Consider the following 21,796-nt stretch of genomic DNA (forward strand, 5'->3'; position numbering starts at 1 on the left):
ACCCGCGGGGCCCAGCCCTCAGGGGCGGGGCCCGACCGCAGGAACTCCAGGTGTGCGGGCCGAGCCACGACCCGGCCCGCACACCTCACCCTGTCCGCACCTCACCCGGCCCCCGCACCAACACGTTCTGCCCGCACGGCAGTACCCACTTTCGGGTTCCCCTCGCACTGCATTCCGGGCGCGTCGGACCCCAGGCGTACAAGCTGGACCCCCAGGCCCCGCGCCCCGGAGGACAGCCGATGAGTACGCCGCCCCCACCGCCGCCCCGAGCCCCCCTCGCCTCCGGCGCCGAAGACCCCGACCCCCTGCGTCCGCTGCTCGACACCGTCCTCGACGCCCTCCGCAGCGGCCGCCACGCCCGCGGAGGACCACTGCCCGCCGGCGGCCCCGACACCGTCACCGCCAAGCTGCGCGCCGCCGTCGGAGACGTCCTGCCCGACCACGGCGACCCCGACGCCCTGCGCACCCTCGTCCACGCCCTCGCCGAAGGCGCGGCCGACCCCGCCGACCCCCTGTGCGCCGCCCACCTGCACTGCCCGCCCCTCGCCGTCGCCGCCGCGGCCGACCTCGCCGCCAGCGTCCTCAACCCCTCGCTCGACTCCTGGGACCAGGCCCCCGCCGCCTCCGCGCTCGAAGCCCTCGTCACCCGCGAACTCGCCCACGCCACCGGCCTCGCCGACGCCGTCGTCACCACCGGCGGCACCGAGTCCAACCAACTCGCCCTGCTCCTCGCCCGCGAGAGCCACCCCGGCGGCGTCCGCCTCGTCTGCGGTGCCAACGCCCACCATTCCCTGCCCCGCGCCGCCTGGCTGCTCGGCCTGCCCGAACCCGTCGTCGTCCCCGCCCCCGCCGGCACCCTCGACCCCGCCGCCCTCCACCAAGCCCTCACCGACCTCGCAGGCCCCCACGGCCCCGGCAGCCCCCGCACCCCCCTCGTCGTGGCCGCCACCGCGGGCACCACCGACGCCGGCCTCATCGACCCCCTCCCCGAGATCGCCGGACTCTGCGCCGCCCACGGCGCCCGCCTCCACGTCGACGCCGCCCACGGCGGAGGGCTCCTGTTCAGCGACCGCCACCGCGACAAACTCACCGGCCTGGAAGCCGCCCACACGGTCACACTCGACCTGCACAAACTCGGCTGGCAGCCCGTCCCCGCCGGACTCCTCGCCGTCCGCCACCCCCGCGACCTCACCGCCCTGCACCACCGCGCCGACTACCTCAACGCCGGCGACGACACCGAGGCGGGCATCCCCGACCTCGTCGGCCGCTCCCTGCGCACCACCCGCCGCCCCGACATCCTCAAAGTCGCCGCCACCCTCAAGACCCTCGGCCGCAGCGGCCTCGGCGCCCTCGTCGACCAGGTGTGCGCCCGCGCCCGCGAACTCGCCGACCTCATCCACGCCGACCCCGGCCTCGAGCTCTACGACCGGCCCACCATCAGCACCGTCCTCTTCCGGCCCGCCGGCGCCACCGACGACACCGTCGCCGCCGTACGCCGCACCCTCCTCACCGACGGCCGCGCGGTCCTCGGCCGAGCCCGTCTCGATGACCGGCTCTGGCTCAAAGCCACCCTCCTCAACCCCCACACCCAGTCCGAAGACCTGGCCACCCTCCTGAAACTGGTGGAAGGAAGCACCCCCGCATGAACCTCCCGAACCACCTGAACCACCCCACCCCCCAAACCCCCCACGACCTCGTCGGCATCGGGATCGGCCCCTTCAACCTCTCCCTCGCCGCCCTCGCCCACCCCCTCACCCACCTCGACGCCGCCTTCTTCGAACAACGCCCTCGTTTCCACTGGCACTCCGGCCTGCTCATCGACGAGGCCCGCATCCAGGTCCCCTTCCTGGCCGACCTCACCACCCTCGTCGACCCCACCAGCCAGTGGACCTTCCTCAACTACCTGAAGACCCGCGAACGGCTCTTCCCCTTCTACTTCGCCGAACACCTGCACATCCGGCGCACCGAATACGACGCCTACTGCCGCTGGGTCAGCGAAAACCTCCCCACCCTCCACTTCGGCCACCAGGTCGACGCCGTCCGCTGGAACCCCGAACTCCGTCTCTTCGAGATCGACTACACCCAACTCGACACCGACGGCGAAGCCGAAGCACTCGGCCGCACCTACACCCGCAACATCGTCCTCGGCATCGGCACCCAACCCCACGTCCCCGAACCGCTCAAACCCCTCGCCGACGCCCCCGGCGTCCCCGTCGTCCACGCCGCCGACTACCTCGACCACCGCGACACCCTGCTCACCGCGGCGCACATCACCGTCGTCGGCACCGGGCAGTCAGGCGCCGAGATCTTCCTCGACCTGCTCCGCCACCGTCCCACCGGTCACGAAGGACTCCGCTGGATCGGCCGCACCGAGGCCTTCGCCCCCATGGAGTACTCCAAACTCGGCCTCGAACACTTCACCCCCGACTACACCCGCTACTTCCACGCGCTGCCCGAACCCGTCCGCGACCGGCTCGTGCCCGCCCAGTGGCAACTGCACAAGGCCGTCGACGCCGACACCCTCGCCGCCATCCACGACGAGCTCTACCACCGCACCCTGCACGACGGCTGGCCCGACACCGTCCTCACCCCCGGCGTCCACGTCCGCACCGCCGGCCGCGTCGCCGGCACCAAGATCGAACTCCACCTCGAGCACACCCAGCAGGCCACCCGCACCCGCCTCACCACCGACGCCGTCGTCCTCGCCACCGGGTACCGCCCACGCCCGCTCACCCCCCTCCTCGCGGGCCTCGACCCCTACCTGCGCCGCGACAGCAGCGAACGCCCCCGCATCGACGACCAGTACCGTCTCGTCCTCGACCCCTCCATCACCGCCACCGGCTGCCACGCCTACGTCCAGAACGCCGAACTCCACACCCACGGCGTCGGCACCCCCGACCTCGGACTCGCCGCCTGGCGCAGCGCCACCATCCTCAACGCGGTCACCGGCACCGTTCCCTACCCGCTGCCCACCCGCACCGCCTTCACCACCTTCGGCCTCACACAGCAACGGCCCCAGATCCCGCCCGTGCGCCAGATCAGAACACTGACACCCCTGGCAGACGGAATCTGAGGCCGCCACCTTCACACAGCCGAACGGCTAGAACACCGGCGTACCGTTCCGCGTCAGCCGCCAGTCCACCGAGGCGAAGTCCTTCGGATCCAGCTCGCCCTTCGCCGTCACCCACTCGGCGATCCGGGTACGGATCTCCGTCGACTCCGACCACAGCTCCTTCGCCGACGCCACGAACGGGAACGCCCCACCGCCATTGGCACGGTAGTTGTTCACCGCCAGCACGAACTGCTGCGCGTCGTCCAGCGCCGCCCCGTCGAACGTCAGGTTCCTGATCCGGGAACCGACCGGCTGGGCCACGTCGATGTCGTACCGCAGACCCGACACATAGTCGTAGTTGTAGTCCGGACGGCCGCCCGCGTTCGTCAGCTTGTCCACGTCGACGGCCGCGTCCGGCGCCGTCTGCACGTAGTACCCGGCGGAGTACTCCAGGTACGCACGCACCTGGGCGCCCGTCATCAGCTTGGCGACCAGCGTGTTGTCGTACACGTACAGACCCGACAGATCCCGGATCGTCACATCGCCGGCCGGGATCTCGGACGTCCGGGAGAACGGTGAGGCCTGTGCGATCACCGGCAGCGAGGCGTACTCGGTGCCGGCCAGCGCCGCCTTCACCACGTCCTCCTGCACCTTGGTGATCAGGTCGATGATCGGTGCGTCCTTGTACCGGGCCTCCACCGTCGTCAGCGTCTCCGTCGCCCGGCCGACCACCTGGTTGACGTACGCCACGACCTTCTCGTGCTCGTCGTCCAGCAGCTTCGTGATCGCCGGATCGTCGGCCACCGAGTTGGAGTTGCGCAGCGACGCCGACACCGACTCCACCTCCCACCGGCCCTTGACGAACACCAGCTCGATGTCGAAGAGGGTCAGCCGCTCGGCGAAGCACAGCGGCTCCGACAGCACCACCGTCTTCCCGGACTGCTCGTTGACGACCTTCAGCTCCGGGATCTCCAGATGCGCGTGCCCCACCAGGATCGCGTCGATCCCCGGCACCTGCCTGGCCACGTTCGCCGCCGCATCCTCCACATACGGCAGCTGGTCACCGTAAGAGGACTGACCCGACGTACCCGAATGCGCCGACACCACCACCACGTCCGCACCCATCGAACGCAGCTTCGGCACCCACTTCGCCGCCTGCTCCTCCAGCCCCGGGAACGTCAACTTCCCCTGCACATAGGCCTTGTCCCAGATCGCGATACCCGGGTTGGTCAGGCCCAGCACCGCCACCTTCACCGGCGGCGCACCGTGCGGACGGAACTCCTTGATGAAGTACGGCGCGAAAGCCGGCCGCTGCGTCGTCGCGTCCAGCGCGTTCGCACCCAGCAGCGGGAAGTCGCACTGCTGCTCGAACTTCCGCAGCGTCTCGATGCCGTAGTTGAACTCGTGGTTGCCCAGCGCCGCCGCGTCGTACCCGATCGCGTTCATCGCCTGCGCCATCGGATGCACCGGGCCACCCTTGGCCGTGATCGGATCCACCTTGGCGTAGTAGTACGTCAACGGCGTGCCCTGGATCGTGTCACCCGCGTCCAGCAGCAGCGTGTTGCCGCGGCCCTTCTCCTCGCGGACCTGGTTCACCAGCGTCGAGATCCGCGCCAGACCCTGCGCGTTGCCCGCCTTGTCCGAGTACTCGGCGTCCTTGAAGTAGTCCCAGTTGAAGACGTGCCCGTGCAGGTCCGTCGTGCCCATCACGGTCAGCGAGTACCGCTTGGGGTGCTTGCCCGGACCCATCGCGGAGTCCGCCGACGCCTCCGCGGCCTGCGCCGCCGGAGCCGCCGCCGCACCCGCCAGCGCCACCCCCGCCCCCGTCGCGGCCGACTTCTTCAGGAACTTCCGGCGGTCCAACGCCATGCTGGCTCTCCTCGCGAGAAGGGACAAAAGGTTTCACAACGCGCGTAGACACGCGCACATACATACGGACGCGCGTAGATTCTGGCCGGAGCATGATGAACGGAACAGCCCCTGGAGGTTGCGATCTGATGACCGGCACCGACACGGAATCAGATGAGCGCCACCCCGCACAGTTCAACAAGTGTCAATGACGGTTCACCCAAAGGTCGTTGAGCGGTCACGTCACACCAAGTCTCTACCGGCCGGTAAGGCCTAGGCTCGTACCATGCGCCGAGCAAAGATCGTCTGTACATTGGGGCCCGCCACCGCCACGTACGACCAGATCAAGGCACTGGTCGACGCCGGAATGGACGTCGCCCGCTTCAACCTCAGTCACGGCGGACACGCCGAACACGAGGAGCGCTACCAGCACGTTCGCAGAGCCGCCGACGAGACCGGCCGCAGCGTCGGAGTGCTCGCCGACCTTCAAGGCCCGAAGATCCGCCTCGGCCGGTTCCGTGAAGGCCCCGTACTCCTCGAACGCGGCGACACCTTCACCATCACCGTCGAAGAAGGTGTCGAAGGCGACCGCCACATCTGCGGCACCACCTACGCCGGCCTCGCCGAGGACGTCACCCCCGGTGAACGCATCCTCGTCGACGACGGCCGCGTCGCCCTCAAGGTCACCGCCGTCGACGGCCCCCGCGTCCACACCGAAGTCGTCGAGGCCGGCATGGTCTCCGACCACAAGGGCCTCAACCTCCCCGGAGTGGCCGTCTCGGTCCCCGCCCTCTCCAAGAAGGACGAGGACGACCTCCGCTGGGCCCTGCACGCCGGCTTCGACGTCATCGCCCTGTCTTTCGTCCGCAGCGGCCGCGACATCCTCGACGTCCACCGCATCATGGACGACGAGGGCCGCCGCCTCCCCGTCATCGCCAAGATCGAGAAACCCCAGGCGGTCGAGGCCATAGACGACATCGTCGCCGCCTTCGACGGCATCATGGTCGCGCGGGGAGACCTGGGCGTCGAAATGCCGCTCGAGCAGGTCCCCATCGTCCAGAAGCGAGCGATCAAACTGGCCAGACGCAACGCCAAACCGGTGATCGTCGCCACCCAGATGCTCGACTCCATGATCGACAACGCCCGCCCCACCAGGGCGGAGGCATCGGACGTGGCCAACGCCGTCATCGACGGCACCGACGCGGTGATGCTCTCGGGCGAGACCAGCGTGGGCAACTACCCGGTCCAGACGGTCCGCACCATGGCGAAGATCGTCGCGGCGGCGGAGGAGGACATCCTGGCCAAGGGCCTGCCGCCCCTGACCGAACGGAACAAGCCCCGCACCCAGGGCGGGGCCGTCGCCCGCGCGGCCGCCGAGATCGGTGACTTCCTCGGCGCGAAGTTCCTCGTCGCCTTCACCCAGTCCGGCGACACCGCCCGCCGCCTCTCCCGCTACCGCTCGCCCATCCCCCTCCTCGCCTTCACCCCCGAACCGGCCACCCGCTCCCAGCTCAGCATGTCCTGGGGCGTGGAGACGTTCCTGGGCCCCCACGTCGACTCCACGGACGCGATGGTCGCCCAGGTGGACGAACTGCTGCTGCGCTACGGCCGCTGCGAGCGGGGCGACGCGGTGGTGATCACGGCGGGCTCCCCTCCAGGGGTCCCGGGCGCGACGAACATGGTCCGCGTCCACCACATCGGCGAGGACGACAGCCCCAAGTAGGGCGGTCTGCCGTGCGGTGCCGCATGCGTACAGGCCGGGTGGCTGGGTGTGACGGCACACAGCAGAAAGCGGAAGATCACGCGAGCGTGATCCTCCGCTTCCAGGCGTGCCGGGTGCGGGATTCGAACCCGCAAGCCCTCACAGGCAGAGGTGTTTGAGACCTCCGTGTATACCGTTCCACCAACCCGGCGAGGCACTGCGGTGAGTGTACCGGGTGAGCTCGGGCCCGTGCCTCTAGGTAGGCTGCATAAGCAGCAAGACCTGCCCCGCCCCGGAACGAGGAGCGCCCCCGTGACCGCCGAGTCGCCCCAGCCCGTAGACGTGCCCGACGACGACAAGTCGCACGTGCCCCCGCTGACGACGCGTGTCGTCATCGCGGAGGACGAGGCGCTGATCCGGCTGGATCTCAAAGAGATGCTGGAAGAGGAGGGGTACACCGTCGTCGGCGAGGCCGGGGACGGTGAGCGGGCGGTGGAGCTGGCCCGGGAGCACCGTCCTGACCTGGTGATCCTCGATGTGAAGATGCCGAAGCTGGACGGCATCTCCGCGGCGGAGAAGATCGCTGAGGAGCGGATCGCGCCGGTGCTGATGCTGACGGCGTTCTCGCAGCGTGATCTGGTGGAGCGGGCTCGGGACGCGGGCGCGATGGCGTACCTCGTGAAGCCGTTCAGCAAGAGCGATGTGGTTCCGGCGATCGAGATGGCCGTGTCGCGGTTCACGGAGCTGAAGGAGCTGGAGAGGGAGGTCGCGGACCTCACCCAGCGTCTGGAGACGCGGAAGCTGGTGGATCGTGCGAAGTCGATCCTGCAGACGGAGTACGGGCTGACGGAGCCGGCGGCGTTCCGCTGGATCCAGAAGACGTCGATGGATCGCCGCATGTCGATGCAGCAGGTGGCGGAGGCGGTCATTCAGGACAGCGACGAGAAGAAGGCGGCGAAGGGCGGGAAGCCCGAGAAGGGCTGAGCGCGCCCGGCCTCTTCGACGCGTACGGCGAGGCCCGCACCCCTGTGGAGGGGTGCGGGCCTCGTTGTCGTGGTCCGGTGCTAGTCCTCGCCGAGGTATGCCTTGCGGACGGACTCGTCGTGGAGGAGTTCCTGTCCGGTGCCGGACAGGACGATGTTGCCGACCTCCATGACGTGGCCCTGGTCGGCGAGGGAGAGCGCCGCCTGGGCGTTCTGTTCGACGAGCAGGATGGTGGTGCCCTGGGACTTCAGTTCCGAGATGGTGGCCATGATCTTCTGCATCATGATCGGCGAGAGGCCCATGGACGGTTCGTCGAGCATGAGGAGCTTGGGCTGGGACATGAGGGCGCGGCCCATGGCGAGCATCTGCTGTTCGCCGCCGGAGAGGGTGCCCGCGGCCTGCTTTCTGCGTTCCCCGAGGATGGGGAAGAGGTCGTAGGCGCGCTGGATGTCCTTTTCGATGCCTTCCTTGTCCTTGCGGAGGAAGGCGCCGAGCTGGAGGTTCTCGGCGATGGTCAGGCGCGGGAAGATGTGCCGGCCTTCGGGGGAGTGGGCGAGTCCGAGGGCGACGATCTTGTGGGCGGGGACGCCGGTGAGCGGCTTGCCGTCGAAGACGATCTTGCCGGACGTGGGCTTGAGCAGGCCCGAGAGGGTGCGCAGGGTGGTCGTCTTGCCGGCGCCGTTGGTGCCGATGAGGGTGACGACCTGGCCGGCCTCGACGCTGAACGAGATGCCTTTGACGGCTTCGATCTTGCCGTAGGCGACCCTGAGGTCCTCGACCTCCAGCAGTGCGGTCACTGGGCCTCTCCCTTGGTGGTGCTGTCGTTCTCCTCGCCGGTGCTGTCGGCGACGCCCGAGGTGTCCGCGTCGCTGCGGCTGTCCGAGTCGGCGATGTCGTCCGCGGCGCCGCTGTCGTCCGCGTCGGCCGTGTCGTCCGCGTCGGCGGTCTCGGCGGCAGCCTCCGCGGCCTCGACCTCGGCCGCCTCCGCTTCCCCGGGATCGCCCTCGAAGGGTTCGCCCAGGTAGGCGGCGACGACCCGCTCGTCGGCCTGGACGACGTCGGAGGTGCCCTCGACGAGCTTCTCGCCCTGGACGAGGACGGCGACGCGGTCGCACAGGTTGAAGATGAAGCGCATGTCGTGCTCGATCACGAGCACGGCGATGCCCTTGTCCCGGATGGCGAAGACCAGTTCCTCGGTGGTCCGGGTCTCCTGCGGGTTCATGCCGGCCGTCGGCTCGTCGAGCAGCAGCAGGCCCGGCTCGCTGGCGAGTGCCCGGGCGATCTCCAGCTTGCGCTGCTCGCCGTAGGGCAGGTTGCGGGCGAGGTGGTCGCGTTTGGCGTCGAGGCCGACGAACGCGAGGAGCTCCATGGCCTTCGCCTCGGAGTCCCTCTCGGCCTTGCGGAAGCCGGGGCCGCGCAGCAGTGCGGACCACAGGCCTTCCTTGGTCCGGGTGTGGCGGCCCACGAGGACGTTCTCCAGAACGGTCATGTTGGCGAACAGCCGGATGTTCTGGAAGGTGCGGGCGATACCGGCCTGCGTGACCAGGTGCGGCTTGGGCGGCAGCACCTTGCCCTGGTAGGCGACGGTGCCCTCGGTGGGGACGTACAGGCCGGTGAGGCAGTTGAAGAAGGTGGTCTTGCCGGCGCCGTTCGGGCCGATGAGGCCGACGATCTCGCCGCTGTTGACCGTGAAGTCGACCGATCGCACGGCGGTGAGGCCGCCGAAGCGCATGGTGACGTCACGGGCTTCGAGTACAGGTGTCGTCATGGTTTCTTACGCCCCTGCCTTGGTGACGGCCGGTTCGTCGGTCAGCGTCTTCTGTTCTGGTACGTCGAGTTGGTCGATCTCGTGGAACTCGAGCTGGCGGCGGCGGTTGGCGATGATGCCCTCCGGCCGGAAGCGCATCAGCAGGACGAGCGCGATGCCGAAGGCGAACAGCTCGTAGTTCTGGAGGAACTGGAGCTTTTCGGGGACCAGGTAGAGGACGCTGGCGCCGAGCAGCGGGCCGCTGACGGTGCCCATGCCGCCGAGGACGACGGCGGCCAGGAGGAAGGCCGAGTTGGGCGGGGCGGCGCCGGCGAACTGGTAGGGCTGGGGGTTGACGCTGTAGTTGACGTGGGCCATCACGGTGCCGGCGAGGCCCGCGAGGGAGGCGCCGAGGGCGAAGGCGATGAGTTTGACGCGGAAGCCGTTGATGCCCATGGCGGTGGCGGCGGTCTCGTCCTCGCGGATGGCGATCCAGGAGCGGCCGATGCGGGAGTCGGCCGCGCGGGTGAAGACGAGCACGACGATGGCCGTGACGATGAGCATCAGGAACAGGTAGTTGGCGAATCGGCCGAGGGTGAATCCGCCGATGTCGTGTGCCTCGCCCAGGTTGAATCCGAGGATGTTGAGGTCCGGGATCTGGGTGATGCCGTTCGGGCCGCGGGTGATGTTGGGTCCGGAGTCGCCGTCGAGGTTGTTGACGGTGATGCGGAAGATCTCACCGAAGCCGAGGGTGACGATGGCGAGGTAGTCGCCGCGCAGTCGCAGGGTGGGCGCACCGATGAGCACGCCGAAGACGAGCGAGGCGGCCATGCCGGTCAGGGCGGCGGCCCAGAAGGGGAAGTGGACGCCGGAGAACCGGGAGTACTCGGAGCCGGAGACGAGGGCCGCGGCGTAGGCGCCGACGCCGAGGAAGGCGACGTAACCGAGGTCGAGGAGGCCGGTGAGGCCGACGACGATGTTCAGGCCGAGGGCGACGGTGGCGAAGATGAGGATGTTGACGCCGACGTTGGCGTTGTGGTCGTCGCTCTGGGTGAAGGGGAAGATCACCGCCGCGACGAAGGCGAGGGCCGCGGCGAAGCCCTTGTGCTGTGCGGAGATCGTCGCGTAGCGGTCGACGAGACCGGTGTGGATGAGTCCCCAGGCGGCGAAGACGACGAGCAGCAGGTAGCCGATGAAGGTTTCGCTGGCGTCGTTGTCGATGCCGATGCCGTAGGTGAAGGCGATCAGGGCGATCGCGGTGCCGGCGGTGATGATGCCGCGTTCGGCGATCGGCGTGATGCCGCGGGGGCGGGGCTGCTGGGGCTTGGTGAGGTAGCCGCGCAGGCCGGTGCCCGGGGCCGGGTGGGGCAGGGCGAGGGCGCCGAGGACGGGGAGTGCGGAGGCCACCATGGCCACGTAGGCGCCGGGGTCGAGGTTGACCAGGCCGCCGAGGTCGACGGTGATGGCGATGCCGGTGAACCAGCAGACGGTGAACGCCGACATGGCGGTGAGGAACACCGGCGAGGTGGCGTTCGACGGGTTCAGCCAGCGCAGCCCCTTCACGTTCCACTGGTTGAGCGCGAACAGCAGGGTGAGGGCGCCGGCCACCAGGGCGAGGATCTGCAGGCCCGCGGGGTAGCCGTAGACGGTGAGGTCGCCGGGGAAGTCGGGCGTCCAGGTCCAGCTGAGGAAGGTGCTGGCGATGGTGGCGACGGCGCCGACGGCGATGAGCGGGCGGGCGAGGGCGGTCGGCAGCGGGATGGGTCCGCGTCCGGTGCCGGCGGGGGTCTTGGTGGTGTCGGTCATGCTGTTCACGCCCTGTCCGCGACGCGTTCACCGAGCAGGCCCTGTGGCCTGAAGAGGAGTACGAGGATGAGGAGGACGAAGGCCCATACGGCGGCCCAGCCACCGCCGCCGAGCTGCTGCATGCCGGGGATGTCGGCGATGTAGGCGGTGGCCATGGCCTCGGCGACGCCGAGGACGAGGCCGCCGAGCATGGCGCCGTAGATGTTGCCGATGCCGCCGAGGACGGCCGCGGTGAATGCCTTCAGGCCGGCGATGAAGCCCATGTCGTAGGAGACGGAGCCGTACTTGAGGCCGTAGGACACGCCGGCGACGGCGGCGAAGAAGCCGCCGATGGCGAAGGCGATGACGATGATGCGGTTGGTGTCGATGCCCATCAGCTGGGCGGTGTCCGGGTCCTGGGCGGTGGCCTGCATGGCGCGGCCGGTGCGGGAGAGGCGGACGAAGAAGGCGAGGACGGCCATGCACAGCGGGGCGGCGATGATCAGGAAGACGTCGCCGCTCTGTACGGTGACGGAGCCGATGTGCAGGGGGCCGAAGGGCAGCTGCGGGAACACGCGGGCGGACTTGGCGTCGCCGCCGACCTTGTACCAGTTGAAGACGGCCTGCTGCAGCGCGAGCGAGAGGCCGATCGCGGTGATCAGCGGGGCGAGGCGTGGTGCGCCGCGCAGTGGCCGGTAGGCGAAGCGCTCGGCGCCGACGGCGATGAGCACGGCGACCAGTGCGCCGCCGATGAGCATCGCCGGCAGGGCTATCCACATGGATATGCCGTCCGGCAGGACGAGATAGACCGTGAGGGCTCCGAAGCCTCCGGTCATGAAGATCTCGCCGTGGGCGAAGTTGATGAGCTGGACGATGCCGTAGACCATCGTGTAGCCGATGGCTATCAGCCCGTACATCGAGCCGAGGAACAGCCCGTTGGCCAGCTGCTGCGGCAGGGTGTTCACCGCATGGCCTCCATGTGGTGGGGAGAGTCAAGGGGGGGGCGTAGAAGGCGGGCCGCGCGGTGACGGTGGTCTGCGCCGCGCGGCCCTGGTGGTGCGGAGTGTCCGGCTTGGTTACTTCGGGGTGGCGATGCCGCTCTTGACGGACTTCCATTCACCGTTGGTGACCTGGTAGACGGTCAGCTGCTTGTTGGTGGTGTCGCCGTACTCGTCGAAGGAGATCTTGCCGGAGAGACCGTCGAAGGAGGACTTCTGGACACCGTCGACGACCTGCTGGCGGGCGTCGGCGGGGATCTTGCCGTCCTTCACGACCTGGCCCACGGCCTTGATGATGGCGGTGGCGGCGTCGTAGGCGTAGGAGCCGTAGGTGCCGTAGTCGCCGGGGTACTTCTTGGCCTTGTAGGTGGCCACGAAGTCCTTGGCGGCGGGCAGGGTGTCGACCGGGACGCCGATGGAGGTGACCAGGTCGCCCTCGGCGGCCTTGCCGGCGGTCTTGATGTAGGTCGGGGTGAACATGCCGTCGCCGCCGAACAGCGGGATCTTGGCCCCGGCGTCCTTGAGCTGCTTGGTCAGGACCTGGGACTCGTCGTACTGGCCGCCGTAGTAGAGGATGTCGGCGCCGGAGTTCTTGATCTTGGTGACGAGGGTGGAGAAGTCGCGGTCGCCGGTGTTGACGTGGTCGGTGCCGATGACCTTGCCGCCCTGCTTGACGAACTGATCCTTGAAGATCTTGGAGAGGCCGGCGCCGTAGGTCTGCTTGTCGTCGACGACGAACGCCTTCTTCTTGTGGATGCCGTTGTAGGCGTAGTCCGCGGCGTAGGCGCCCTGGAGCGCGTCGGTGGTGGCGGTGCGGAAGTACGTCTTGAACGGGCGGGACTTGCTGGTCTGCCAGTTCTTGCCCTGGGTCAGCTCGGGGGCGGTGTTGGAGGGCGAGATCTGCACCAGGTTGGCGGTCGCGAAGACCTGCTGCATCTGGGTGGCCACACCGGAGTTGAGGGGGCCGACGACGCCGAGGACGCTCTTGTCGGAGACGAGCTGGGTGGCGTTCTGCTGGCCGGTGGCCGGGATCGCCTTGTCGTCCAGCGCCTTGAGTTTGAAGGTGACGCCGGGGACGGTCTTGTTCTTGTTGGCGTCGTCGACGGCGATCTGCGCGCCGTACTGGATGCCGAGACCCGTCGCGGAGTTCTGGCCGGTCAGCGGGGCGTCGACGCCGATCGTGACCGTCACGTTGCCGCTGTCGCCGCCCTTGCTGTTGTCATTGCGGGAGCCGCAGGCGGTGAGAGTCAGAGCTCCGGTGGTCAGAACGGAGGTAAGAATCACCAGAGAACGCTGTCGCACAATCGATCCTTTCCGCTGGCACGCCCGCCCCTTCTGCGGGGAACGGCGGGTGCTGCGCCGGTACCGAACTCCCGTTGGAGCGGTGACTGGCCGTGACTCTAAGCGTGTGTGGGGAACGTGGAGGAGTGCTTGACCAAGGCTGTGACGCTCTTGTTATGACACGAGGTAATGCAGAGCGGTACAGCGTGGGGGGAAGAGCTGAATTCGGGCCGATTCGCCCCGTCCACATTGTGAGAATCCGCAGGACTCGCCGTGCTGCGTTCAGGCGTCTCAACGGTTTTGGTGATTACGCAGCTTTGTTGCCGCGGGCGCCTTTCGGGGTCGGCGAAGGGTGCTGCGCGCAGGGGGTTGTGGGAGCGAAAGCGCGAATGTGTATTGCGCGCGTATTACATAGAGTTACTGCGAAGGAAAGGGTTCGGCGACTTCGGCGCTTTTCCGTATTCCGCCCATGGGTGAGGGTGTGGTGACTTTGCGGGAAGAGTGCCGCTTTGTCTGGAAAGGGCGGGTGATGTCGTGCGCGGGGCGGCGGAGGCCGCACCGGCTGACAAGGCGTCAACTCACTGGCGCAGACGGCGGGATGAGGGTCGCCGCGAGAGGTGTGGTCCCCGGCGGGGCTCGGTGGCCTGCCGGGGTGAGGGCGTCAGACGCCGGTGTTCGGCAGGTTCGCCCCGTCGCTCTTGGGGGCGTCGCGCAGCAGGCAGGTCAGGCGGGCGCTGCACACGCGGCGTCCCTCCTCGTCACTGATCACGATCTCGTACGTGGCCGTCGAGCGTCCCCGGTGCACCGGTGTGGCGACGCCGGTGACGAGGCCCGAGCGCGCCCCGCGGTGGTGCGTGCAGTTGAGGTCCACGCCGACCGCGATCTTCGAGGTGCCGCCGTGCAGCATGGAGCCGACCGAGCCCAGCGTCTCGGCCAGCACGGCGGAGGCGCCGCCGTGCAGCAGCCCGTACGGCTGGGTGTTGCCCTCCACGGGCATGGTCCCGACGACCCGCTCCGCCGACGCCTCCAGGATCTGCACGCCCATCCGCGTCCCGAGGTGCCCGGCCGAGAACAGCGCCTGCAGGTCGACACCGAGCGCGGCGTACTCGTCGATGACCTCCTGCGGGAACTTCACGTGCTGCTGCTCACCCATGGGCCCGGCTCCGTTCGTCGTACACCTGGTTCGTCGTACATCTGTCCGCTGAGCAAACGCTCAGTCGGTCGCCGATTGTTCCAGACGGGTCTTCAGGCGGACCACCACGGACTTGCTGGCGGGGGTGTTGCTGGTGTCCGCGGTGGCGTCCAGCGGGACGAGCACGTTGGTCTCCGGGTAGTAGGCCGCCGCGCAGCCCCGGGCCGTCGGGTAGTGCACGACGCGGAAGCCGGGCGCCCGCCGCTCGACACCGTCCTTCCACTCGCTCACCAGGTCGACGTAGGAGCCGTCGGCGACGCCGAGGGCCCGCGCGTCCTCGGGGTGCACCAGCACCACCCGGCGGCCGGCCGTGATGCCCCGGTAGCGGTCGTCGAGGCCGTAGATCGTGGTGTTGTACTGGTCGTGCGAGCGCAGCGTCTGCAGCAGCAGCCGGCCCTCGGGCAGCTCGGGGTACTCCACCGGCGCCGCCGTGAAGTTGGCCTTGCCGGTGGCCGTGGGGAAGCGGCGCTCGTCGCGCGGGGCGTGCGGCAGCGCGAAGCCGCCGGGGCGGGCCACGCGCGCGTTGAAGTCCTCGAAGCCGGGGACCACGCGGGCGATCCGGTCGCGGATCGTGGCGTAGTCCTTCTCGAACTCCTCCCACGGCACCACGCTGTCCTCGCCCAGCACGCGGCGCGCCAGCCGGCAGACGATGGCCGGCTCCGACAGCAGGTGCGGGCTCGCGGGCTCCAGACGGCCGCGCGAGGCGTGCACCATGCCCATGGAGTCCTCGACGGTCACGAACTGCTCGCCGCCGTCCTGGAGGTCCCGCTCGGTGCGGCCCAGGGTGGGCAGGATCAGGGCGCGCGCGCCGGTGACGACGTGGGAGCGGTTGAGCTTGGTCGACACGTGCACGGTCAGCCGGGCCCGGCGCATGGCGGCCTCGGTGACCTCCGTGTCGGGGGAGGCGGAGACGAAGTTGCCGCCCATGGCGAAGAACACCTTCGCCTCGCCGTCGCGCAGCGCGCGGATGGCCCGCACGACGTCGTAGCCGTGTGCGCGCGGCGGCGCGAAGCCGAACTCCTTCTCCAGGGCGTCCAGGAAGGCCGGGGCCGGGCGCTCGAAGATGCCCATCGTGCGGTCGCCCTGCACGTTGGAGTGGCCGCGCACCGGGCACACGCCCGCGCCCGGGCGGCCGATGTTGCCGCGCAGCAGCAGGAAGTTCACGACCTCGCGGATGGTCGGCACCGCGTGCTTGTGCTGGGTCAGGCCCATCGCCCAGCACACGATGGTGCGCTTCGAGGCCAGGACCATCTCCAGTGCCCGGTCGATCTCCGCGCGCGTGAGGCCGGTCGCGGTGAGCGTCTCGTCCCAGTCGGCGGCGCGGGCGGCGGCGGCGAACTCCTCGTAGCCGTGGGTGTGTTCGCGGACGAACTCCTCGTCGACCGCACCCCGGGTCTCCACGATCAGCTTGTTGAGCAGGCGGAAGAGGGCCTGGTCGCCGCCGATGCGGATCTGCAGGAACAGGTCGGTGAGCGCGGCGCCGGTGGTCAGCCCCTTCGGCGTCTGCGGGTTCTTGAAGCGCTCCAGGCCCGCCTCGGGCAGCGGATTGACGCTGATGACCTTCGCGCCGTTCGCCTTGGCCTTCTCCAGGGCGGAGAGCATGCGCGGGTGGTTGGTGCCCGGGTTCTGGCCGGCCACGATGATCAGGTCGGCCCGGTACAGGTCCTCCAGCAGGACGCTGCCCTTGCCGATGCCGATCGTCTCCGACAGGGCCGAGCCGGAGGACTCGTGGCACATGTTGGAGCAGTCGGGCAGGTTGTTGGTGCCCAGCTCGCGCGCGAACAGCTGGTAGAGGAACGCGGCCTCGTTGCCGGTGCGGCCGGAGGTGTAGAAGACGGCCTCGTCGGGGGAGGAGAGGGCGGCGATCTCCTCGGCGACGATGCCGAAGGCGCGCTCCCAGGTGACCGGCTCGTAGTGGTCGGCGCCCTCGGGCAGGTACATGGGGTGGGTCAGGCGCCCCTGCTGGCCCAGCCAGTAGCCGCTGCGGCCCGCCAGGTCGGCGACGGAGTGCGCGGCGAAGAACTCCGGGGTGACCCGGCGCAGGGTGGCCTCCTCGGCGACCGCCTTCGCGCCGTTCTCGCAGAACTCCGCCTTGTGCCGGTCCTCCGGCTCCGGCCAGGCGCAGCCCGGGCAGTCGAAGCCGTCCTTCTGGTTGACCCGCAGCAGGGTCAGCGCGGTGCGGCGCACGCCCATCTGCTGCTGGGCGATGCGCAGGGTGTGCCCGACGGCCGCCAGCCCCGCGGCCGCGTGCTTCGGCCCGGCGACCCGCGGCGCGTCCTGAACCGGGTCGCCCTTGGGCGGCTTCGTGGCCATCGCGCCCTCCCCTTCGACTGCGCTGTTGAAGACGTACGCCGCCGATCCTGCCACGGGGCACCGACTACGGGACCGGCCCCCTTGCGCCCCGGTCGCCGTGACGGCTGCGACCCCGGTCGCTGTGACGGCGCTCACGCCCGCCGGGGCCGCGCGGCACCGGCTGTCAGTGGGGCGTGGCAGGATCGAGGGCGTGGCAGAGACAGCATCGAAGAAGACCGACACGACCTCCGGCGGTACCCGTCCCCGGCTGATGCTCATGGACGGGCACTCGCTGGCCTACCGGGCGTTCTTCGCGCTGCCCGCGGAGAACTTCACCACCGCGACGGGCCAGCCGACGAACGCGATCTACGGCTTCGCGTCGATGCTGGCCAACACCCTGCGTGACGAGGCGCCCACGCACTTCGCGGTCGCCTTCGACGTCTCGCGCAAGACCTGGCGCTCGGAGGAGTTCACCGAGTACAAGGCGAACCGCTCCAAGACCCCGGACGAGTTCAAGGGCCAGGTCCAGCTGATCGGCGAGCTGCTCGACGCGATGCAGGCCCCCCGCTTCGCCGTCGACGGGTTCGAGGCGGACGACGTCATCGCCACCCTCGCCACCCGGGCCGAGGCCGAGGGCTTCGAGGTGCTGATCGTCACCGGCGACCGCGACTCCTTCCAGCTGGTCTCCGAGCACACCACGGTGCTGTACCCGACCAAGGGCGTCTCGGAGCTGACCCGGTTCACTCCGGAGAAGGTCTTCGAGAAGTACGGGTTGACGCCGGCCCAGTACCCGGACTTCGCGGCGCTGCGCGGCGACCCGTCGGACAACCTGCCGGGCATCCCGGGCGTCGGCGAGAAGACGGCCACGAAGTGGATCAACCAGTTCGGTTCGTTCGCCGAGCTGGTCGAGCGCGTCGAGGAGGTCAAGGGCAAGGCCGGGCAGAACCTGCGCGACCACCTGGAGGCCGTCAAGCTCAACCGCCGGCTCACCGAGCTGGAGCGCGACGTGGAGCTGCCCAGGGCGGTCACCGACCTCGCCCGGCAGCCCTACGACCGCAAGGCTGTCGCGATGCTCCTGGACAGCCTGGAGATCCGCAACCCGTCCCTGCGCGAGCGGCTCTTCGCGGTCGACCCCGGTGCCGAGGAGGCCGAGACCACCCCGATCGCCGCCGACGGCGTGGAGCTGGACGGCACGGTGCTCGCCACCGGCGAGCTGGCCGGCTGGCTCGCCGAGCACGGCACCCAGCCCCTGGGCGTCGCCACGGTCGACGCATGGGCGCTGGGCGCGGGCTCGGTCGCCGAGGTCGCGCTCGCGGCGCCCGGCGGTGCGGCCGCCTGGTTCGACCCCTCCGAGCTGGACGAGGCCGACGAGCGGGCGTTCGCGAACTGGCTGGCCGACGCCGAGCGGGCCAAGACCTTCCACAACGCCAAGGGCGCGATGCGGGTCTTCGCCGAGCACGGCTGGCGCGTCGAGGGCGTCACCATGGACACCGCGCTCGCCGCCTACCTGGTCAAGCCGGGCCGCCGCTCCTTCGACCTGGACGCGCTGTCCCTGGAGTACCTGCACCGCGAGCTGACGCCCGCAGCCGCGGCCGACGGGCAGCTGGCCTTCGGCGCGGACGACGCCGCCCAGGCGGACGCCCTGATGATCCAGGCCCGCGCCGTCCTCGACCTCGGGGAGGCGTTCGAAGGCCGGCTGCGGGAGGTCGGCGCGGCGGATCTGCTGCGCGACATGGAGCTGCCCACCTCCGCGCTGCTCGCCCGCATGGAGCGGCACGGCATCGCCGCCGACCGCGCGCACCTCGAAGCCATGGAGCAGATGTTCGCCGGAGCGGTGCAGCAGGCCGTGAAGGAGGCGCACGCGGCGGCCGGGCACGAGTTCAACCTCGGCTCGCCCAAGCAGCTCCAGGAAGTCCTCTTCGGCGAGCTGGCCCTGCCGAAGACCAAGAAGACCAAGACGGGCTACACCACCGACGCCGACGCCCTGGCCTGGCTGGCCGGCCAGACGGACAACGAGCTGCCGGTGATCATGCTCCGCCACCGCGAGCAGGCCAAGCTCCGGGTCACCGTCGAGGGCCTGATCAAGACGGTCGCGGCGGACGGCCGTATCCACACCACGTTCAACCAGACGGTCGCCGCCACCGGCCGCCTGTCCTCCACCGACCCCAACCTGCAGAACATCCCGGTCCGCACCGACGAGGGCCGGGCCATCCGCCGCGGCTTCGTGGTCGGCGAGGGCTTCGAGTCGCTGATGACGGCCGACTACAGCCAGATCGAGCTGCGGGTGATGGCCCACCTCTCCGAGGACGCGGGCCTGATCGAGGCGTTCACCTCCGGCGAGGACCTGCACACCACGGCGGCCTCCCAGGTCTTCGGCGTCGAGCGGTCGGCGGTGGACGCGGAGATGCGCCGCAAGATCAAGGCGATGTCGTACGGCCTGGCCTACGGGCTGTCGGCCTTCGGCCTCTCCCAGCAGCTCAACATCGAGGCGGCCGAGGCCCGCGCCCTGATGGACGCCTACTTCGAGCGCTTCGGCGGCGTACGGGACTATCTGCGCCGGGTGGTCGACGAGGCGCGGGCCACGGGCTACACGGCGACGCTCTTCGGGCGCCGCCGCTACCTGCCCGACCTCAACAGCGACAACCGCCAGCGTCGCGAGGCGGCCGAGCGCATGGCCCTCAACGCACCCATCCAGGGCACGGCCGCCGACATCGTCAAGATCGCCATGCTGAACGTGGACCGCGCGCTGCGCGAGGCCGGTCTCGCCTCCCGCCTGCTCCTTCAGGTCCACGACGAAATCGTCCTGGAGATCGCCCCCGGCGAGCGGGCGGCGGCGGAGGAGATCGTCCGCCGTGAGATGTCCGGCGCGGTCCGCCTCCGGGCGCCGCTGGACGTCTCGGTGGGCGTGGGGCCGGACTGGGAGTCTGCGGCGCACTAGACGCGGCGCGGCACCTGGTGCCGCACCAGGCGACGGGCGGGCGACGGGGCCGGGCGGCGGCGCGAAGACGTGCGGGGGAGGGCCTGCCTGCCCTGCCTGGCCTGCCTGCCTCGGCCGTGGCGGCCGAGGCAGGTCCCCCGCCGCGGATACGGCAACCCGCACCGCCCACCTCGTGACCGGGACGGGCGGTGCGGACGGCCCTCCGTCCCGTGGCTGCCTGTCACTCACGTGGCCCCCGCAGAAACGCACCGGCCACCGCGGCCCGCCAGGATGCGGGCATGGGTATACGCACGCTCAACCACCGGCCGGCGGTGTCCCCGACAGCCGTCGGCGCGGCCCCCGCCGCGCCGCCCCCGCCGGTCCCGGCCCTCGCGGCCGACGCAAGCACCGCCCGCGTCCCCACCGATCTCGCGGCAGCCGTGCGCCGGGCCGTGACCGGGCTGCGCCGTCGGGCCGTCCCCGGCGAGTCCCGTTCCTGGCGGCTGTGGGCCGACCTGACGCGCGGCTACGTCGCGCTCCTCCTCACGCGCCTCCCGCGACCGGCCCCGGCGCGCACCGTCACCGTCTTCGTGGCGACCCCGATCCCCGGTACCGACCGTGTGGACCGCGCGGACCGCACGGACCGCCCGCTGGGCCCACCCGCGCACCGGCCCCGCCCGGACGGCCGTCCCGGCCGGGACGAGCCTGCCCGCCGGGACGAATCCGCTCGCCGGGACGGGCCGTCCCACCGAGAGAAGCCGTCCCTCCCGGACGAGCCCTCCCGTCACGACCGGCGCCCCCAGCAGAACGGGCAGAACCGCCCGGGCAACCGCGACTGGTAGCGCCGCCGGCCGATGAGAGCGGCCAGGGCGGCCGTGACCGGCACGCCCGCGCCACCGCCGGGAGCAGCCCACGGCCCGCAGCCGTCCGGTTCTCCCGCATCTCCGGCACTGTCAGGATCTTCCGTAGCCTCCGTAGCTTCCGGACCTTCCGGACCGTCCGAGGTGCCCGAAGCGCCCCTCAGTCCGAGCGCACGGAAACGCCCGCTTGGTCCGCCTCTCCGCCGGAGCGACCTGAGCGTCCGATCGAGCCACCTGAGCCACCCGAGCCGCTCAAGCCGTTGAATTCCCCGTACCCGGACCCCCGGCGCGCCCTGATCCCCACCGCGTAGGCCACCAGGCCGAGCGTCAGTCCGGCGCCCGCGCCGAAGCACAGGGTCGGGACGAGATCCCGGAGGCCCGCCGCCGAGGGCGGCCCCGCCCAGGACTGCGCGACCCGCTGCACCGCCCCGGCCGCCGCACATCCGCCGATGACGACCCCGGCCCACCATCGGTCCCGCACCGTCAGCACGGGCACCCCGGCCGGCTCGCCCGCCGGCACCCGCCGCAACGCGCGGACGAGGAACAGCACGATCACGACCCCGGCCACGGCCGAGCCGCCGTACTGCAGGTACCAGTAGAGCGGAGCGCCCGCCAGCCGCTGCCCCAGCACCGGAAACAGCCGCATTCCCCACCGGTCGAGATGCGTGAACGCGTCCCACACCACGTGCGTCAGCGCCCCCAGCACGGCCGAGACGTACCACCACAGCACCGAGGCCGGTGCCACGCGCGCGCGGGGCACCCCGCACCGGGTCAGCGCCGCGGGCCGCCCCTGCCGGGCCCGCGGCAGCAGCGCCACCAGTGGCTCGCGCATCAGCAGCCAGAGCCACACCAGCGCCCAGGCGATGGGCACATCGACGGTGAAGACCCCGGGGAAGGAGTGCGTGACCGTGCCGAACTCCATCGCCCCAGGAAGGACATTGGCCACGTAATAGGTCATGTCCGGCGAGAAGGAGCCGGCCACGAGCACCGTCGGCACCAGTCGGCCCCGGCCCGATCCGTCGCCGCGCACCGCGGGCAGCACGGCGGCCGCATGGCTCAGAGTGAACGGCAACTGGGCCCTCCGGAAAGCACGTTGAACCGGGCCCGACGGACCGGTGATCACCGCGTCCAGTATGCG

At 70.3% G+C, this 21,796-nt stretch carries 15 protein-coding genes and 1 tRNA gene; 6 read left to right on the forward strand and 10 right to left on the reverse strand.

The window, feature by feature from the left end; translation table 11 throughout:
• Positions 1 to 239: 239 nt before the first annotated feature.
• Positions 240 to 1,646, forward strand: coding sequence for a pyridoxal phosphate-dependent decarboxylase family protein (locus tag IE318_RS24605; RefSeq protein ID WP_189903723.1), 1,407 nt, complete (start codon positions 240 to 242; stop codon positions 1,644 to 1,646).
• Positions 1,643 to 3,073 (forward strand): lysine N(6)-hydroxylase/L-ornithine N(5)-oxygenase family protein, encoded by a 1,431-nt coding sequence (locus IE318_RS24610; RefSeq protein ID WP_189903725.1) that lies wholly within the window; start codon positions 1,643 to 1,645, stop codon positions 3,071 to 3,073. Before IE318_RS24605 ends, IE318_RS24610 begins: the two co-directional genes overlap by 4 nt.
• Before the next feature lie 27 nt (positions 3,074 to 3,100).
• Here the strand turns inward: IE318_RS24610 and IE318_RS24615 are convergent, their stop codons facing one another.
• On the reverse strand, positions 3,101 to 4,921 hold the full coding sequence (locus IE318_RS24615; RefSeq protein ID WP_189903727.1) for a bifunctional metallophosphatase/5'-nucleotidase: 1,821 nt from the start codon (positions 4,919 to 4,921) through the stop codon (positions 3,101 to 3,103).
• A gap of 265 nt (positions 4,922 to 5,186) precedes the next feature.
• Here IE318_RS24615 and pyk point away from each other — a divergent pair, with 265 nt between their 5' ends.
• On the forward strand, positions 5,187 to 6,623 hold the full coding sequence (gene pyk / locus IE318_RS24620) for a pyruvate kinase (RefSeq protein ID WP_189903729.1): 1,437 nt from the start codon (positions 5,187 to 5,189) through the stop codon (positions 6,621 to 6,623).
• 107 nt (positions 6,624 to 6,730) lie between these two features.
• Here pyk and IE318_RS24625 read toward each other — a convergent pair.
• Positions 6,731 to 6,813 (reverse strand) — tRNA-Leu (locus tag IE318_RS24625).
• A 101-nt stretch (positions 6,814 to 6,914) separates the two neighbouring features.
• On the opposite strand from IE318_RS24625, the gene IE318_RS24630 reads away from it, so the two are divergent.
• The gene (locus IE318_RS24630) at positions 6,915 to 7,586 is read left to right on the forward strand and encodes an ANTAR domain-containing response regulator (RefSeq protein ID WP_030167572.1); all 672 of its coding nucleotides are present in this window, start codon (positions 6,915 to 6,917) and stop codon (positions 7,584 to 7,586) included.
• 80 nt (positions 7,587 to 7,666) lie between these two features.
• Here IE318_RS24630 and IE318_RS24635 read toward each other — a convergent pair whose 3' ends face one another.
• The 7 genes from IE318_RS24635 to IE318_RS24665 form a co-directional block, all read right to left on the reverse strand.
• Positions 7,667 to 8,383 (reverse strand): ABC transporter ATP-binding protein, encoded by a 717-nt coding sequence (locus IE318_RS24635; protein WP_189903731.1) that lies wholly within the window; start codon positions 8,381 to 8,383, stop codon positions 7,667 to 7,669.
• On the reverse strand, positions 8,380 to 9,354 hold the full coding sequence (locus tag IE318_RS24640) for an ABC transporter ATP-binding protein (protein WP_189903732.1): 975 nt from the start codon (positions 9,352 to 9,354) through the stop codon (positions 8,380 to 8,382). The genes IE318_RS24635 and IE318_RS24640 overlap by 4 nt, the downstream gene beginning before the upstream one ends.
• Positions 9,355 to 9,360: 6 nt before the next feature.
• Positions 9,361 to 11,139: a branched-chain amino acid ABC transporter permease gene (locus IE318_RS24645; protein ID WP_189903734.1), complete on the reverse strand. Its 1,779-nt coding sequence runs from the start codon at positions 11,137 to 11,139 to the stop codon at positions 9,361 to 9,363.
• Positions 11,140 to 11,144: 5 nt separating this feature from the next.
• Entirely contained in the window at positions 11,145 to 12,083 is a 939-nt protein-coding gene (locus tag IE318_RS24650; RefSeq protein ID WP_030167561.1) for a branched-chain amino acid ABC transporter permease, read from the reverse strand.
• Between the two features lie 111 nt (positions 12,084 to 12,194).
• Positions 12,195 to 13,403 carry a branched-chain amino acid ABC transporter substrate-binding protein gene (locus IE318_RS24655; protein WP_189903819.1) on the reverse strand — a complete coding sequence of 403 codons (1,209 nt, stop codon included), beginning with the start codon at positions 13,401 to 13,403 and terminating at the stop codon, positions 12,195 to 12,197.
• Positions 13,404 to 14,058: 655 nt separating this feature from the next.
• A complete protein-coding gene (locus IE318_RS24660; protein WP_189903736.1) occupies positions 14,059 to 14,550 on the reverse strand; it encodes a PaaI family thioesterase in 492 nt (163 codons plus the stop codon).
• A gap of 60 nt (positions 14,551 to 14,610) precedes the next feature.
• Positions 14,611 to 16,902 carry an FdhF/YdeP family oxidoreductase gene (locus IE318_RS24665; RefSeq protein WP_189903738.1) on the reverse strand — a complete coding sequence of 764 codons (2,292 nt, stop codon included), beginning with the start codon at positions 16,900 to 16,902 and terminating at the stop codon, positions 14,611 to 14,613.
• Positions 16,903 to 17,092: 190 nt separating this feature from the next.
• Between IE318_RS24665 and polA the strand changes: the two genes are divergently transcribed.
• Together polA and IE318_RS24675 are read left to right on the forward strand one after the other, a co-directional pair.
• Complete coding sequence (gene polA, locus IE318_RS24670; RefSeq protein ID WP_189903740.1) at positions 17,093 to 19,819, forward strand: DNA polymerase I; 2,727 nt, start codon at positions 17,093 to 17,095, stop codon at positions 19,817 to 19,819.
• Positions 19,820 to 20,097: 278 nt separating this feature from the next.
• On the forward strand, positions 20,098 to 20,640 hold the full coding sequence (locus tag IE318_RS24675) for a hypothetical protein (protein WP_189903742.1): 543 nt from the start codon (positions 20,098 to 20,100) through the stop codon (positions 20,638 to 20,640).
• Positions 20,641 to 20,818: 178 nt separating this feature from the next.
• Here IE318_RS24675 and IE318_RS24680 read toward each other — a convergent pair whose 3' ends face one another.
• Positions 20,819 to 21,730: a DUF4184 family protein gene (locus IE318_RS24680; RefSeq protein ID WP_189903744.1), complete on the reverse strand. Its 912-nt coding sequence runs from the start codon at positions 21,728 to 21,730 to the stop codon at positions 20,819 to 20,821.
• Positions 21,731 to 21,796: the final 66 nt, after the last annotated feature.

Origin of the sequence: Streptomyces spiralis (genome assembly GCF_014654675.1) — a bacterium.
Classification (GTDB): Bacteria; Actinomycetota; Actinomycetes; order Streptomycetales; family Streptomycetaceae; genus Streptomyces; species Streptomyces spiralis.